The organism is Actinoplanes sp. NPDC049681, assembly GCF_044465265.1.
GTDB lineage: Bacteria > Actinomycetota > Actinomycetes > Mycobacteriales > Micromonosporaceae > Actinoplanes.
The window spans coordinates 253,693-267,517 of sequence record NZ_JBITLP010000008.1 but is presented as its reverse complement, the minus strand read 5'-3'; the positions used below and the strand labels follow the sequence as shown (position 1 = coordinate 267,517).

Here is a 13,825-nt window from a genome sequence, read left to right as displayed (position 1 = left end):
CCGTCCGCTCCCGTCCTCCGAGGATCTCCTTGTCCTTCCGTACGCTCAATCTCGGCGTCCTGGCACACGTCGACGCCGGTAAGACCAGCCTCACCGAACGCCTGCTGTTCGCGCACGGGGCCATAGCCACGCTCGGCAGCGTCGACGCGGGCACCGCCCGCACCGACAGCGGCGAGCTCGAACGCGAGCGCGGCATCACCATCCGCGCCGCGGTCGCCTCCTTCCGGCTCGGCGCGCTGCGCGTCAATCTCATCGACACCCCGGGGCATCCGGACTTCATCGCCGAGGTGGAGCGGGCGCTCGCGGTGCTCGACGCGGCCGTGCTCGTGGTCTCGGCGGTCGAGGGCGTCCAGGCGCAGACGCGGGTGCTGCTGCGCAGCCTGCGCCGGGCCGGGCTGCCCACGCTGCTGTTCGCCAACAAGATCGACCGGCCGGGCGCGCGGACCGGCGGCCTCGTCGCCGACATCCGGGCGAAGCTGGGCGTGGACGTCGTCGCGATGAACACCGTCCGGGCGGCCGGCACCCCGGCGGCGGCGACCGCGCCGGAGATGTCCCTGGAGGAGCTGCGCCCGCACATCGCGGAGGAGACCTCCGCCGGCCGGCTGCATCCGCTCTTCTTCGGCTCCGCGCTGACCGGGGAGGGCGCCGGCGAGCTGGCCGAGGGCCTCGCCACGCTGCTCCGGCCGCCGCCCCCGGCGGGCGGTGGGCCGCGCGGCGTCGTCTTCGCGGTCGAACGGTCGCCGGACGGCGAGCGCGCCGCGTGGCTGCGGCTCTTCGCCGGGGAGGTGCACGCGCGCCGGCGGCTGCGGCTCACCCGGCCCGGCGGCGTGGTCACCGGCCGGGTCACCGCGCTGACCGTGGCCGGTGGTGGCGACGTCCTGCGGGCCGGCGACATCGGCAAGGTGCGCGGCCTCGGCGGTGTCCGCGTCGGTGACCGGCTCGGCGACGCCGGCCCGGTCGCCGCGGCACACTTCTCGCCGCCCGGTCTCGAGGCCGTGGTCCGGCCGGTGCATCCCGGGCAGGAGGCACGCCTGCACGCCGCGCTGACGGCCCTCGCCGACGAGGATCCGCTGATCCGTGTCCGGCCGGCCGGCGACGGGCTGACCTCCGTCCTGCTGTACGGCGCGGTACAGCGCGAGGTCCTCGCCGAGCGGCTCGCCCGGGAGTTCGGCCTCGAGGCGGTCTTCGGCGACGTCCGGCCGGTGTTCGTCGAACGGCTGTGCGGCACGGGCCACGCGGAGGCGGCGTTCGACAAGCACGGGGCCAGCGAGTTCTGGGCCACGGTCGGCCTGCGGGTCGAGCCGGGGCCGCCCGGATCGGGTCTGCGGTACGCCCGCGAGGTCGAATGGGGCGCGCTGCCACGGGCGTTCCACACGGCCACCGAGGAGGCCGTCCGCGCGGCCCTGGAGCACGGCCCGCACGGCTGGGAGGTGCTCGACTGCGCCGTGACGGTGACGCGTGCGGGGTGGAAATCGCCGCTCTCGACCGCCGCCGACTTCCGCGGGCTGACGCCGATCGTGCTGATGCAGGCGCTGCGGGACGCCGGCACCCGGGTGCACGAGCCCTGCCAGGCGTTCGAGGCGGAGGTGCCGGGCGACACGCTCGGTGCGGTGCTCGGCCGGTTGACCGGCCTCGGCGCGGAGATCTCCGGTTCCGGGCAGCGCGGCCCGTCCTGGATCGTCGAGGGTCAGGTGCCGGCGCGGTCGGCGCAGGCGGTCACCCGGTCGCTGCCCGGTCTGACCCGCGGTGAGGGCGCCTGGTGGACGCGGCCGGGCCGGGACCGCCCGGTCCGCGGGCCGGCGCCGGTCCGCCGGGACCGCTCACCGGTGCGATGAGCGGTCCCGGTACGTCCACGTCGCGCCGCCCAGCGCCGACCCGCGCTGCTGCGGGATCGGCCCGGTGCCGTGCTGCGGCGGTGCCGCGGGTTCACCGTGCTCCAGCCGCGCGGCCAGGTACGCCGCCGCGGCCCGGTCCTCGTCGGTCGGTGCGGCCATGAGCGCGTACATCAGGCCGAGGACGCCGAAGAGCACCGCCACCCCGATGGGGACGAGCATCGCCGTTGCCGAGGCGCCCGACGGGACGGCGTCTCCGGGATGCGGGCGTACGGAGATCGCGGACATGCCGGTGAAGTGCATGCCGTTGACCGCGATGCCCATGATCAGGGCGGCGCCGAAGATCACCGCGGGCTTCCGTACGGTCACGGTCAGCCAGAGCGCGATCGTGGCCGCCACGACGGCGATCACCACCGAGGCGATCACCCTCGTCCGGTCGTACCCGATCTCGCCGTGCAGGTGCATGGCGCGCATGCCCATGTAGTGCATCGCGGCCACGCCGAGCCCGGCCAGCAGGCCGCCGGCGACGATACGCAGCGGACGCGCCCGTTCGCCGCCGAAGACGACCATCATCCCGGCGCCGACCGCCGCGATCGCCAGCAGCGAGCTGGCGGCGGTCAGCGCCGCGTCGTAGCGGATCGGGGTGCCGACGACGCTGAAGCCGAGCATCGCCACGAAGTGCATGGTCCAGATGCCGGTGCCGCCGATGGCGACCGCCGAGAGCGTCAGCCACCAGGCCCGGCCGCCGCCGGTCCGGGCGGCGCGCAGCCGGGTCGCGCAGATCAGCCCCAGCAGCGAACCGAGCACCGACAGCGCGTAGCTGACGGCCGGTGTGACCCATCCGTGCTCGAAGTGATGGATCTCCATGTCCGTGTCCCCCCAAGATCGACGTACCGCTGCATCCTCCCCGCTGAGCTGGGACTTCGCAGAGCGGGAACGGGGGTGGACGGCAGATCGGGCCGTTAGGAGGAGGCGCCGCGGTCCGGAGGACCCAGCCTCCGAGTGGCCAGCCAGGCACCGATTGCGTCGTTCACCTCGGCCGGGCGTTCCAGCATGACCTCGTGGCCCGCCTCGATCGTGACCTCGGTCAGATCGGCGCAGGCGGCACGCATCGGCTCGGCCAGGCGGCTGTGCCGGGTCTCACAGATCGTGTCCCACGCCGCGTGCACGAACAGCACCGGCATGCGCAGCTCCGCAGCGGCGCGGGCGGCGTACGCCGCGTTGGCCTCGTCGTTGAGATACCAGGAGCAGGGCCCGCGGAACCCGTGCGCGGCGAGGCCGGCCACGATCTCGGCGTGGTCGGCGTCGCTGAGCATCGCCCGGTCGCGCGGCAGGGCCGGGGCGCGGTGGGCGTCGCCGAACCAGCCGCCGTTGGCGCGCACCGCGGCGCTGCGGGCCGGCTGCCCCACCACCTCGGGGCGGCTGCGGCGGTACAGCAGCGAGACCGTCGCCGGGACGTCGGCCTCGAAGTCGGCGACCGCCTGGTCGAAGTGCTCGGCGTAGAAGCGGTAGTAGTCCCACTGGCCGTACGGGAACCGGTCCTCGGGGTAGAGCTCCCGGTCCACCAGCGGCACCAGGTTCGCCAGCGTGAACCCCTCCGGCAGGTACGGCACGCACAGGCTCACGACCGCCCGGCAGCGCTCGGGGTGATGGGCGGCGAGCGACCAGGCGACCGGGCTGCCCCAGTCGTGCCCCACCCACACCGCGGGGCGGCCGCCGAGCGAGTCGTGCAGGCGCAGCAGGTCCTCGACGACGTGCTCGACCGCGTACGCCCCGGGGTCGTGCGGCACCTCGGCATCGCCGTATCCCCTCAGGTCGGGGGCCACGCACTCGAAGCCGGCGGCGGTGAAGTGCTCGACCTGCGCGCGCCACACCAGGCCGCGTTCGGGCCAGCCGTGCAGGAAGACCATGAGCGGGCGTTCGTCAGCCATGCCCGGCACGGTATCACCCATGGACATGGTTGACACTGAGTGCCACAAGCGACGTACAGTGAAGCCATGACTCCCGTGGACTACCGCCGCCAGACCACCCTGATCACCGGTGCGAGCTCCGGCATCGGCGCCGAGTTCGCGCGCCGCCTCGCCGCCCGCGGCTCCGGGCTCGTGCTCGTCGCCCGCCGCGCCGCGCGCCTCGAGGCCCTGGCCGCCGAGCTCACCGCCGCGCACGGTGTGCCGGTCGCCGTCGTACCCATGGACCTGAGCCTGCCCGGCGCCGGGCAGAAGCTCGCCGCGGCCGTGGCGGAGCGCGGCCTCACCGTCACCAGCGTGATCAACAACGCCGGGTTCGGCACCTTCGGGCCGTTCCACGGCGAGGACCCGCAGCGCCTCGCGGAGGAGATCGCCGTCGACGTGGCGGCCCTGGTGGACATCAGCCGCGCGTTCATCGAACCGCTGCGGGCGGCCGGCTCCGGGGTGCTCGTCAACGTCGCCAGCGTCGCCGGTTACCAGCCCAGCCCCTCCATGGCCGTGTACGCGGCCACCAAGGCCTTCGTCCTCAGCTTCACCGAGGCGCTCTGGCAGGAGTCGCGCGGCACCGGCCTGCGCGTCCTGGCCCTGTCGCCGGGCGCGACCAGCACCGAGTTCTTCGAGGTCGTGGGAACCGACGCGGCGGACGGTGGCACCCCGCGCCAGACGGTCGCCGAGGTCGTCGACGTCGCGCTGCGGACCCTCGACCGGCGCGACCCGCCACCGAGCGTCATCTCCGGCCGCCGCAACCGCGTGCTGGTGAGCCTCAGCCGCCTGCTGAGCCGCCGCCGCAAGGTCATGGTGATGGGTGCCCTCTTCGCCCGCAACGCCTGAGCCGCAGGCCACCGGCGGGTGCCGTCCAACTGTCGGGACGGCACCCGCCGGTACGGTCGATACGACCGTCTTCCGGTAGTCTTGTGCGCCAGGCCGAGGGGCGCTGCGACGGGGAAGACCCGCCACGCTCGGACTGGAACCACACCGACCAAGGGCGCCTCCGAGATTCCGCGGAGGTGGTCACTGTGTCTGCTACAACCCAGTCTGCAACCGAGTCACTCACATCGCTCATGGCCGAGCGTGTCCTGGTGCTCGACGGCGCGTGGGGCACGATGCTGCAGGGCGCGAAGCTCACCCCCGCCGACTACCGCGGCGACCTCATCGCCGGGGACCACCCGAAGGACGTCACCGGCGACCCCGACCTGCTCAACCTGACCCGGCCGGACGTCATCCTCGACGTCCACCGGCAGTACCTGGCCGCGGGTGCGGACATCACCACGACCAACACCTTCACCGCGACGAGCATCGCGCAGGCCGACTACGGGCTCGAGGGCCTGGTGCGCGAGATGAACGTGCGCGGGGCCCAGCTCGCCCGGCAGGCCGCCGACGAGGCCGGCGGCAAGTTCGTCGCCGGGTCCGTCGGCCCGCTCAACGTGACCCTGTCGCTGTCCCCGCGGGTCGAGGACCCGGCCTACCGTACGACCACCTTCGACAAGGTCAAGGCGGCGTACGCGGAGCAGATCTCGGCGCTCGCCGAGGGCGGTGTCGACCTCCTGCTGGTCGAGACGATCTTCGACACGCTCAACGCCAAGGCCGCCATCGCCGCCGCTCGCGAGGTGGCGCCGCAGCTGCCGCTGTGGATCTCGGTGACCATCGTGGACCTGTCCGGGCGGACCCTGTCCGGGCAGACCGTGGAGGCGTTCTGGCGCTCGATCGAGCGTGCCGAGCCGCTGGTCGTCGGCGTGAACTGCTCGCTGGGCGCGGCCGAGATGCGCCCGCACGTGGTCGAGCTCGCCCGGCTGGCGGGCACGTACGTCGCCTGTCACCCGAACGCCGGACTGCCCAACGCGTTCGGCGGCTACGACCAGACCCCGGCCGAGACCGCGGCACTGATCAGCGAGTTCGCCGGCGAGGGCCTGGTCAACATCGTCGGCGGCTGCTGCGGCACCTCCCCGGCGCACATCGCGGAGATCGCCCGCGTGGTGCGGGGCAGCACCCCGCGTACGGTCGCCGAGCCCGCGCGCACCACCCGGTTCAGCGGCCTCGAGCCGTTCGCGATCGGCCCGGACACCGGCTTCGTCATGATCGGCGAGCGCACCAACGTCACCGGCTCGGCCAAGTTCCGCCGCCTCATCGAGGCCGACGACTACCAGGCCGCCGTGGACGTCGCCCTCGAGCAGGTGCGCGGCGGCGCCAACCTCCTCGACGTCAATATGGACGCCGACCTGCTCGACAGTGAGCGGGCGATGACCACGTTCCTCAACCTCATCGCGACCGAGCCCGAGGTGGCCCGGATCCCGGTGATGATCGACAGTTCGAAGTGGAGCGTGCTCGAGGCCGGCCTCAAGTGCGTGCAGGGCAAGGGCGTGGTCAACTCGATCAGCCTCAAGGAGGGCGAGGAGCCCTTCCTGGCCCAGGCGCGCAAGGTCCGCGACTACGGGGCCGGCGTGGTCGTCATGGCCTTCGACGAGCAGGGCCAGGCGGACACCACCGCCCGCAAGGTCGAGATCTGCGGCCGGGCGTACGACCTGCTCGTGCAGCAGGCGGGGTTCGCGCCCGAGGACATCATCTTCGACCCCAACGTGCTCGCGGTGGCGACCGGCATCGCGGAGCACAACGGCTACGCGAAGGCTTTCATCGACGCGCTTCCGCTGATCAAGGAGCGCTGCCCCGGAGCCCGCACCAGCGGCGGCATCTCCAACTTGTCCTTCGCGTTCCGCGGCAACGACGTGGTCCGCGAGGCCATGCACTCGGCGTTCCTGTTCCACGCCGTCCGCGCCGGGCTCGACATGGGCATCGTCAACGCCGGTCAGCTCGCCGTCTACCAGGACATCCCAGCCGACCTCCTGGAGCTGGTCGAGGACGTTATCTTCGACCGCCGGGAGGACGCCACCGACCGGCTCGTCACCTTCGCCTCGACGGTCACCGGCTCCGGCACCAAGCGGACCGTCGACCTGTCCTGGCGGGAGGCGCCGGTCTCCGAGCGCCTGCAGTACGCCCTGATCCACGGCATCGTCGACTTCGTCGAGCAGGACACCGAGGAGGCCCGGCAGCTGCTCGACCGTCCCCTCGACGTCATCGAAGGCCCGCTGATGGACGGCATGAAGGTGGTCGGCGACCTCTTCGGCTCCGGCAAGATGTTCCTGCCGCAGGTGGTCAAGAGCGCCCGCGTCATGAAGCGCTCGGTGGCCTACCTCGAGCCGTTCATGGAGAAGGAGAAGGCCTCCGGGCGCGGCCAGGGCAAGGTCGTGCTCGCCACCGTCAAGGGCGACGTGCACGACATCGGCAAGAACATCGTCGGCGTGGTCCTGGGCTGCAACAACTACGAGGTCATCGACCTGGGCGTGATGGTGCCGGCCGCGAAGATCCTCGACACCGCGGTCGCCGAGGGCGCGGACGCGGTCGGCCTCTCCGGCCTGATCACCCCGTCGCTGGACGAGATGGTCGCCGTCGGCGCCGAGATGCAGCGCCGCGGGCTCACCCTGCCGCTGCTCATCGGCGGCGCGACCACGTCACGGCAGCACACGGCGGTGCGGATCGCCCCGGCGTACGAGGGCCCCACCGTGCACGTCCTGGACGCCTCGCGGGTGGTCGGCGTGGTCTCCGACCTGCTCGACCCGGGCCGCGCCAAGACGCTCGACGAGGCCAACCGCGCCGAGCAGGAGCGGCTGCGCGTGCAGCACGCGAGCCGGCACAGCCAGCCCCTGCTGACCGTGGAGCAGGCCCGCGCCAACCGCGAGGTCGTCGACTTCGCCGATCTGCCGACGCCGTCCTTCACCGGCGTGCGCACGGTCGAGCCGGCGATCGCGGAGCTCCGCGAGATGATCGACTGGCAGTTCCTCTTCCTCGCCTGGGAGCTCAAGGGCAAGTTCCCGGCGATCCTCGAGCAGCCGGTCGCCCGCGAGCTCTACGACGACGCCAACGCCATGCTCGACAAGATCATCGCTGACGGCTCGTTCCGGGCGCGCGGGGCGTACGCGTTCTGGCCGGCCCACGCCGAGGGTGACGACATCGTGCTGGAGCACGGCGTCCGCTTCCCGATGCTGCGCCAGCAGACGGAGAAGCCCGAGGGCCGCGCCAACCGCTGCCTCGCCGACTACATCGCGCCGGAGGGCGACCACCTCGGTGGCTTCGTCGTCGCGATCCACGGTGCCGAGGAGCTCGCCGCCCGCTACGAGGCCGAGCACGACGACTACCGGGCGATCATGGTCAAGGCGCTGGCCGACCGCCTCGCCGAGGCCTTCGCGGAGCACCTGCACCTGCAGGCGCGCCGGGAGTGGTTCGAGCCGGACGCCGATCCCCAGCTCGAGGACCTGCACGCCGAGCGCTTCCGCGGCATCCGCCCGGCGCTGGGCTACCCGGCCAGCCCCGACCACAGCGAGAAGAAGGACCTCTTCGAGCTGCTCGGCGCCCAGGAGCTCGGCATCGGCCTGACGGAGTCGTACGCGATGACCCCGGCGGCGGCGGTCAGCGGCCTGATCTTCGCCCACCCGCGGTCCCGCTATTTCACGGTGGGCCGGCTCGGCAAGGACCAGATCGCGGACTACGCCGCCCGGCGGGGTCTCGCGGTCGAGGAGGTCGAGCGCTGGCTGCGCCCGAACCTCGCGTACGAGATCGGCTGACGCCGGTTCAGCCGCGGCGGCGCCGTGCCAGGAAGACGGTGCCGCCGGCCACGACGAGCGCGGCGATCAGGACCCAGATCCACCAGGTGCTGGAGCCGCCGGAGTCCTCGGACGTGAGCTGGTTCTGCACGACGGGAGCCGGGCTGTCGGTGGCCGCGCTGGCCGGGGCGCTGGCGGGTGCGCTCGCCGCGGCCGACGTCGTCGCCGACGGCTTCGGGCCCGGCTGGAGCGTGATGAGGGGGGCCGGGTTCTCCGGCTCCTCCTCGCCCTCCTCCTGGATCTCGATCCAGCGCGAGATCTTCCCGTCGCCGTACGTCTCCAGCGTCTTGAAGGACAGCCGCGTCTCGCCGTCGGGCAGCTTGGCGACCTTCACCTTCCACTCCGCGTCGGTGCCTACCTTGAGTGCCTTGCCGCCCACGGTGAAACCGTCGTCCGTACGCGTGAACGTCCATCCGGCCGGGGCCTTGACCAGCGTGACGGCCTCGGGGGCGATGCCCTCGGGCAGCACCACGCGCTCGCTCTTGATGCCGGCCGTGGTGCTCTCCGCCTCGCCGGCGAAGGTGAGCGTCACGTCGCTCGCCCCGGCCTGCTTCTTGTCGGCACTGACCTCGACGTGCGCGGCTGCCGTGCCGGCCAGGGCGAGCACCCCCATTCCCGCGAGGACACTGACCGTCGCCAACCGGAACCCGTTACGCACGCCGAACCACCTTCGTCGAGTAGGACTGCCGGGCCTACAGTCGCACGCCGGCGCCGGAAAGTTCCCGGGAACCCACTAGGGTTTCGCCATGCGACCTCTGCTGGCCGTCGACGCACCGAGCCTGTACTTCCGCGCGTTCCACGGCATCCCCGAGTCCGCCGCCCGGACGGACGCGGGCGAGCCGGTGAACGCGGTCCGTGGCTTCATGGACATGCTGTCCCAGCTGATCCGCACCCGCCGCCCGGGACGCCTGGTGTGCGCCCTGGACGCCGATTGGCGGCCTGCGTGGCGGGTCGCGCTCGTGCCGTCGTACAAGAAGCACCGGGTGGCGCACGGCGATGTCGAGGAGGTTCCCGCGGCGCTGGAGAAGCAGATTCCGGTGCTGCTGCAGGTGCTCGAGGCCGTCGGCATCCCGGCGTTCGGCGTCGGGGGCTACGAGGCCGACGACGTGCTGGGCACGCTGGCGGCGACCCAGCCGGCCCCGGTCGAGGTGGTCTCCGGCGACCGGGACCTGTTCCAGCTCGTCGACGACGTCCGCGGCACCCGCCTGCTCTACTGCGGTCGCGGCGTGGCGAAGCTGGAGGACAGCGACGAGGCGGTGGTCCAGGTCAAGTACGGCGTCCCGGCCCGGTGGTACGCGGACTTCGCGGCGATGCGCGGTGACCCGAGCGACGGCCTGCCGGGCGTGCCCGGCGTGGGGGAGAAGACGGCGGCCCGCCTGATCGCCCGCTACGGGGGCGTCGAGCAGATCGTCGCGGCCCTCGACGACCCGGCCTCGGGCTTCGCGCCGGGCGTGCGCACCAAGCTCGCCGCGGCCAAGGAATACCTGGCTGCGGCGCTGCCGGTGTGCCGGGTGGCGCTGGACGTACCGCTGCCGGAGTTCGATCCGGAGCTGCCCCGGGCGCCGAAGGACGCCGACGCGCTGCTGGCCCTCGCCGAGCGGTGGAACCTCGCGGGATCGGCGCGCCGCCTGGTCGACGCCCTGGCATCTTTTTCCTGACAGGGGCTCGTCGGCGAGGCGAAGATGACGCCAGAACCTAACGGCCGTTAAGCTCGGGGCGTGACGGTCGAACGGATCCTTCCCACCGAAGAGGCGTACGAGTTGCTCGGGCTCACCCGGGAGATCGCGGAGGGCGAGCTCGCCCCCCAGGTCACCCGCCATGAGCAGCAGGGCGAGTTCCCCCGGGAGGTGCTCCGGACCATCGGGCGCGCCGGCCTGCTCGGCCTGCCGTACCCGGAGGCGGACGGCGGGAGCGGGCAGCCGTACGAGGTCTACCTGCAGGTGCTCGAGATCCTCGCGTCGTCCTGGCTGGCCATCGGCGAGGCGGTCAGCGTGCACACCCTGGCGTGCTTCCCGGTGGCGGCGTACGGCACCGAGCGCCAGCGCAAGAGCCTGCCCGACATGCTCGGCGGCGACCTGCTCGGCGCGTACTGCCTGTCCGAGCCCCAGGGTGGCAGCGACGCGGCGGCACTGACCACCCGCGCCGTGCGCGACGCCGACGACTATGTGGTCACCGGCACCAAGGCATGGATCACGCACGCGGGGCACGCCGACTTCTACAACGTCTTCTGCCGCACCGGCGGTCCCGGCCCGGCCGGCATCTCGTGCCTGCTCGCCGACGCCGACACCCCGGGCCTGCTGCCTCAGACCCCGGAGCGCACGATGGGCCTGCGCTCGTCGGCGCCGGCGCAGATCGTCCTCGAGGAGGCGCGGGTCCCGGCGGACCGGCTGGTGGGCGAGGAGGGGATCGGCTTCCGGATCGCGATGCAGGCCCTGGACGCGGGCCGCCTCGGCATCGCGGCGTGCGCGGTCGGTCTGGCCCAGGCGGCCCTGGACTACGCCTGCGCGTACGCGAAGGAACGCACGCAGTTCGGCAAGCCCATCTCGGCCTTCCAGGGGCTGGGGTTCATGCTGGCCGACATGGCGACCCAGATCTCGGCGGCGCGGGCGCTGATGCTGTCGGCGGCGCGGCTCAAGGACGCGGGCCGGCCGTACTCGACGGAGGCCGCCAAGGCCAAGCTGTTCGCCACCGACGTCGCGATGAAGGTGACGACGGACGCGGTGCAGGTGCTGGGCGGGGCCGGGTACGTCAGCGACCACCCGGTGGAGCGCTGGTTCCGGGAGGCGAAGGTGCTGCAGATCGTCGAGGGCACCAATCAGATCCAGCGGCTCGTCATCTCGCGTGCCCTGACCCGCGACTGAGTCCGCCGCCGGCATGACGTTTCCGGCACCAGGGTGGAAACGGGTTCGTTACGGCCCCGGCGCGACCGGTATCTTGACGCGGTGGAAGAGATCGATCGGGCGATCGTGGGCGCCCTGACCGCGGATGGCCGGCTGTCCTACACGGACCTCGCCGAGCGCGTGGGCCTCAGCGTGTCCGCCGTGCACCAGCGTGTCCGCCGCCTCGAGCAGCGTGGCGTGATCAACGGCTATACGGCCAAGGTCTCCTACGAGGCCCTCCAGCTGCCGCTGACCGCCTTCGTGGCGATCCGCCCGTTCGACCCGTCGCAGCCCGACGACGCGCCGGACCGGCTGGCCCACCTGTCCGAGATCGACTCCTGCTACTCGGTGGCGGGGGAGGACTTCTACATGCTTCTGGTACGGGTGGCCAGCCCGGCGGACCTCGAACGGCTCCTGCAGGAGATCCGTACGGCGGCCAACGTCACCACCCGCACGACGGTAGTGCTGAGCACGCCGTACGAGAACCGCCCGCCCCGCATCGCCTCCACCGACTGAACTAGCCTCCTAGGACGCCGAAGAGGGTGTCAGCCCCCGGGCACCTCGTCGTCTCCGGAGCGCGCCGAGGGGATTCGCCCGGCGGCGGAGAGCCGGCGGTGCACCTCGCGCTCGACCAGGACCGGCAGGAAGTCGCGTACGGCCGCGTCCTCGAACGCCGAGAAGGCCTCCGCGACATGGTGGGAGATGACCGCGGCGGGCAGGTCGGGCCACCGCAGGCGCAACGCCTCGGTGACCCGGCCGCGGGCGTCGGGATCCGATGTGGCCTCCGCATCCATGCGTCCACGTAACCGGACGCGGAGAACCCCGGTCAATCACACGGTAGGGGCCCGTCACCGGAACGTGCGACCACGGACGTGGCCGGGCGGCGCCCGTCGCGGTGCCGGAGCCGGGACGGGCGCCCGCGGCCGGCCCGCTGCTCCTCGGGCCGCCCGTCCCGTACGGCTCCGAGCCGACCGGCGCCCCGCTGCTCCGTGGCCGGACCGTCCTGGATCACCCCGCGGCGGGCGATGTCCGGCTGCTTCTTGGCCGGGCCGTCCGGGACCAACCCTCGGCAGGCGATGTCCGGCTGCTCTTTGGCCGGGCCGTCCAGGACGAGCTCGAGCCGTCCGGCGCACCGCCGTGCGGCCTCCGCGGCCTCCGCGGCGATCTGCCGCCGCTGGCCGAGCCCGGTCGGCCGCGCCGCGGCGAGCTCCCGCCGGATTGCCTGCAGTTCGGCCAGGTGGGTGTCCAGGATGGAAAGGACCTCGCCGTGCATGTCTGCCACCTCGACCCGTACGCGCTGTGTTGGACCGGTTGCACATCGTCAGAATGCGGGCAGCGTATGCGGCAATTGAGACGTAACTATTGCGGCGGCATTACCGGGGTGCCGTCTGCCAGGGACGAGACGCCGGTCGGACACTCTTCATCCTAGGATGCCCGAGAGGGTGTGCGGCAGGTCTAGCCTGAGCGCCATGGAGAAGGACGAGGCGGCGGAGAAGACCCGTGACGACTACCGGCGGCTGCCGCCGCGGATCACCCCGGAGGAGATGACCCCGCTGCAGCCGGTGCAGCATGCGGTGGACGATCCGACGAACGGCGACGACGACCAGTGGCACGTCCGCCGCGGCTGGACGGCCTGAGTCAGCCCGGCAGGAACGCCCGGGCGCACTCGGTGACGTACGGAAGCTCGAAGACGTCCCGGCCGGCCAGGTCGGGATGGGCCTCGGTGAGGTCGCGTACCCGGTCGAGCAGCGCCTGACGTTCGCCGGCGGGCAGCAGGATCACGTAACTGCGGGAGGCCACGAGGTCGAGCAGCTGGTCGGGGCCGAGCCGGTGGGTCCAGCGGAAGAGGCGGTGCTCGACCGGCCCGAACGGCGGCCCCACGTCGATGTTCCGGTGCTCCTCGGGGGAGTGCATGAGCTCGCCGAGGCACCGGACCCAGTCGCTGGTCTCGTCGCGCAGGTTCCAGATGAGGCCGATGCGGCCGCCGGGGGAGAGGACCCGGGCCGCTTCGGGTACGGCACGGGCGACGTCGACCCAGTGCCACGCCTGGGCGCAGACGACGGCGTCGGCGCTGCGGTCGGGCAGCGGCAGGGCCTCGGCGGTGCCCACGTGTGCCGGTACGTCCGGGAGGGCCCGCCGGAGCTCGGTGAGCATGCCCTCGGAGGGGTCGACGGCGGTGACGGGCAGTCCGCGGGCGGCGATCTGCCGGGTGAGCTTGCCCGTGCCGGCGCCGAGGTCGACCACCCGGGGTTCGCCTGGTGGCAGGAGCCAGTCGAGCGCCTCGGCCGGATATCCGGGCCGGCCGCGTTCGTAGGTGGCGGCGGCGGATCCGAAGGAGCCGGCTTGCGCGGCACGGTCGATCATGCGTCCATCCTGTCACCGGATATATCTCAGGATCCTAGGATGCTCTACGCGGTGTGCGCCCGGGCACCGGGCGCACGGTTTCAATGAGGAGCCCTTCGGGCACTGCATTCACCGACAAGAACAAAAAGGGT

At 72.6% G+C, this 13,825-nt stretch carries 13 protein-coding genes and 1 riboswitch; of the genes, 7 read left to right on the top strand and 6 right to left on the bottom strand.

Annotated elements, in window-relative coordinates:
* Positions 1-29 precede the first annotated feature (29 nt).
* Complete coding sequence (locus ACIBO8_RS28885) at positions 30-1,835, top strand: GTP-binding protein (RefSeq protein ID WP_396118485.1); 1,806 nt, start codon at positions 30-32, stop codon at positions 1,833-1,835.
* On the opposite strand, the gene ACIBO8_RS28880 is transcribed toward ACIBO8_RS28885, so the two are convergent.
* Both ACIBO8_RS28880 and ACIBO8_RS28875 read right to left on the bottom strand, forming a co-directional pair.
* Positions 1,821-2,699 (bottom strand): MHYT domain-containing protein, encoded by an 879-nt coding sequence (locus tag ACIBO8_RS28880; RefSeq protein ID WP_396118484.1) that lies wholly within the window; start codon positions 2,697-2,699, stop codon positions 1,821-1,823. The two genes, ACIBO8_RS28885 and ACIBO8_RS28880, sit on opposite strands and share 15 nt — an antisense overlap.
* Positions 2,700-2,794: 95 nt before the next feature.
* Positions 2,795-3,763: an alpha/beta hydrolase gene (locus ACIBO8_RS28875; protein WP_396118483.1), complete on the bottom strand. Its 969-nt coding sequence runs from the start codon at positions 3,761-3,763 to the stop codon at positions 2,795-2,797.
* A 66-nt stretch (positions 3,764-3,829) separates the two neighbouring features.
* Here ACIBO8_RS28875 and ACIBO8_RS28870 point away from each other — a divergent pair, with 66 nt between their 5' ends.
* Together ACIBO8_RS28870 and metH are read left to right on the top strand one after the other, a co-directional pair.
* On the top strand, positions 3,830-4,630 hold the full coding sequence (locus tag ACIBO8_RS28870) for an SDR family NAD(P)-dependent oxidoreductase (RefSeq protein WP_396118482.1): 801 nt from the start codon (positions 3,830-3,832) through the stop codon (positions 4,628-4,630).
* 89 nt (positions 4,631-4,719) lie between these two features.
* A riboswitch (S-adenosyl-L-homocysteine riboswitch) is annotated at positions 4,720-4,797 on the top strand.
* Positions 4,798-4,860: 63 nt separating this feature from the next.
* Entirely contained in the window at positions 4,861-8,412 is a 3,552-nt protein-coding gene (gene metH, locus ACIBO8_RS28865; RefSeq protein ID WP_396118481.1) for a methionine synthase, read from the top strand.
* A 7-nt stretch (positions 8,413-8,419) separates the two neighbouring features.
* Here metH and ACIBO8_RS28860 read toward each other — a convergent pair whose 3' ends face one another.
* Positions 8,420-9,109 carry a DUF1775 domain-containing protein gene (locus tag ACIBO8_RS28860; protein ID WP_396118480.1) on the bottom strand — a complete coding sequence of 230 codons (690 nt, stop codon included), beginning with the start codon at positions 9,107-9,109 and terminating at the stop codon, positions 8,420-8,422.
* A gap of 88 nt (positions 9,110-9,197) precedes the next feature.
* On the opposite strand from ACIBO8_RS28860, the gene ACIBO8_RS28855 reads away from it, so the two are divergent.
* The 3 genes from ACIBO8_RS28855 to ACIBO8_RS28845 all read left to right on the top strand — a co-directional run bounded on the left by ACIBO8_RS28855 (position 9,198) and on the right by ACIBO8_RS28845 (position 11,846).
* Complete coding sequence (locus ACIBO8_RS28855; protein ID WP_396118479.1) at positions 9,198-10,109, top strand: 5'-3' exonuclease H3TH domain-containing protein; 912 nt, start codon at positions 9,198-9,200, stop codon at positions 10,107-10,109.
* 60 nt (positions 10,110-10,169) lie between these two features.
* Entirely contained in the window at positions 10,170-11,312 is a 1,143-nt protein-coding gene (locus ACIBO8_RS28850) for an acyl-CoA dehydrogenase family protein (protein ID WP_396118478.1), read from the top strand.
* Between the two features lie 81 nt (positions 11,313-11,393).
* On the top strand, positions 11,394-11,846 hold the full coding sequence (locus ACIBO8_RS28845; RefSeq protein WP_396118477.1) for an Lrp/AsnC family transcriptional regulator: 453 nt from the start codon (positions 11,394-11,396) through the stop codon (positions 11,844-11,846).
* A 29-nt stretch (positions 11,847-11,875) separates the two neighbouring features.
* On the opposite strand, the gene ACIBO8_RS28840 is transcribed toward ACIBO8_RS28845, so the two are convergent.
* The gene (locus ACIBO8_RS28840) at positions 11,876-12,124 is read right to left on the bottom strand and encodes a three-helix bundle dimerization domain-containing protein (protein ID WP_396118476.1); all 249 of its coding nucleotides are present in this window, start codon (positions 12,122-12,124) and stop codon (positions 11,876-11,878) included.
* Positions 12,125-12,156: 32 nt separating this feature from the next.
* A complete protein-coding gene (locus tag ACIBO8_RS28835; RefSeq protein WP_396118475.1) occupies positions 12,157-12,603 on the bottom strand; it encodes a hypothetical protein in 447 nt (148 codons plus the stop codon).
* Positions 12,604-12,799: 196 nt separating this feature from the next.
* Here ACIBO8_RS28835 and ACIBO8_RS28830 point away from each other — a divergent pair, with 196 nt between their 5' ends.
* Complete coding sequence (locus ACIBO8_RS28830) at positions 12,800-12,967, top strand: hypothetical protein (protein WP_396118474.1); 168 nt, start codon at positions 12,800-12,802, stop codon at positions 12,965-12,967.
* 1 nt (position 12,968) lies between these two features.
* Here the strand turns inward: ACIBO8_RS28830 and ACIBO8_RS28825 are convergent, their stop codons facing one another.
* Positions 12,969-13,694 carry a class I SAM-dependent methyltransferase gene (locus tag ACIBO8_RS28825; RefSeq protein ID WP_396118473.1) on the bottom strand — a complete coding sequence of 242 codons (726 nt, stop codon included), beginning with the start codon at positions 13,692-13,694 and terminating at the stop codon, positions 12,969-12,971.
* Positions 13,695-13,825: the final 131 nt, after the last annotated feature.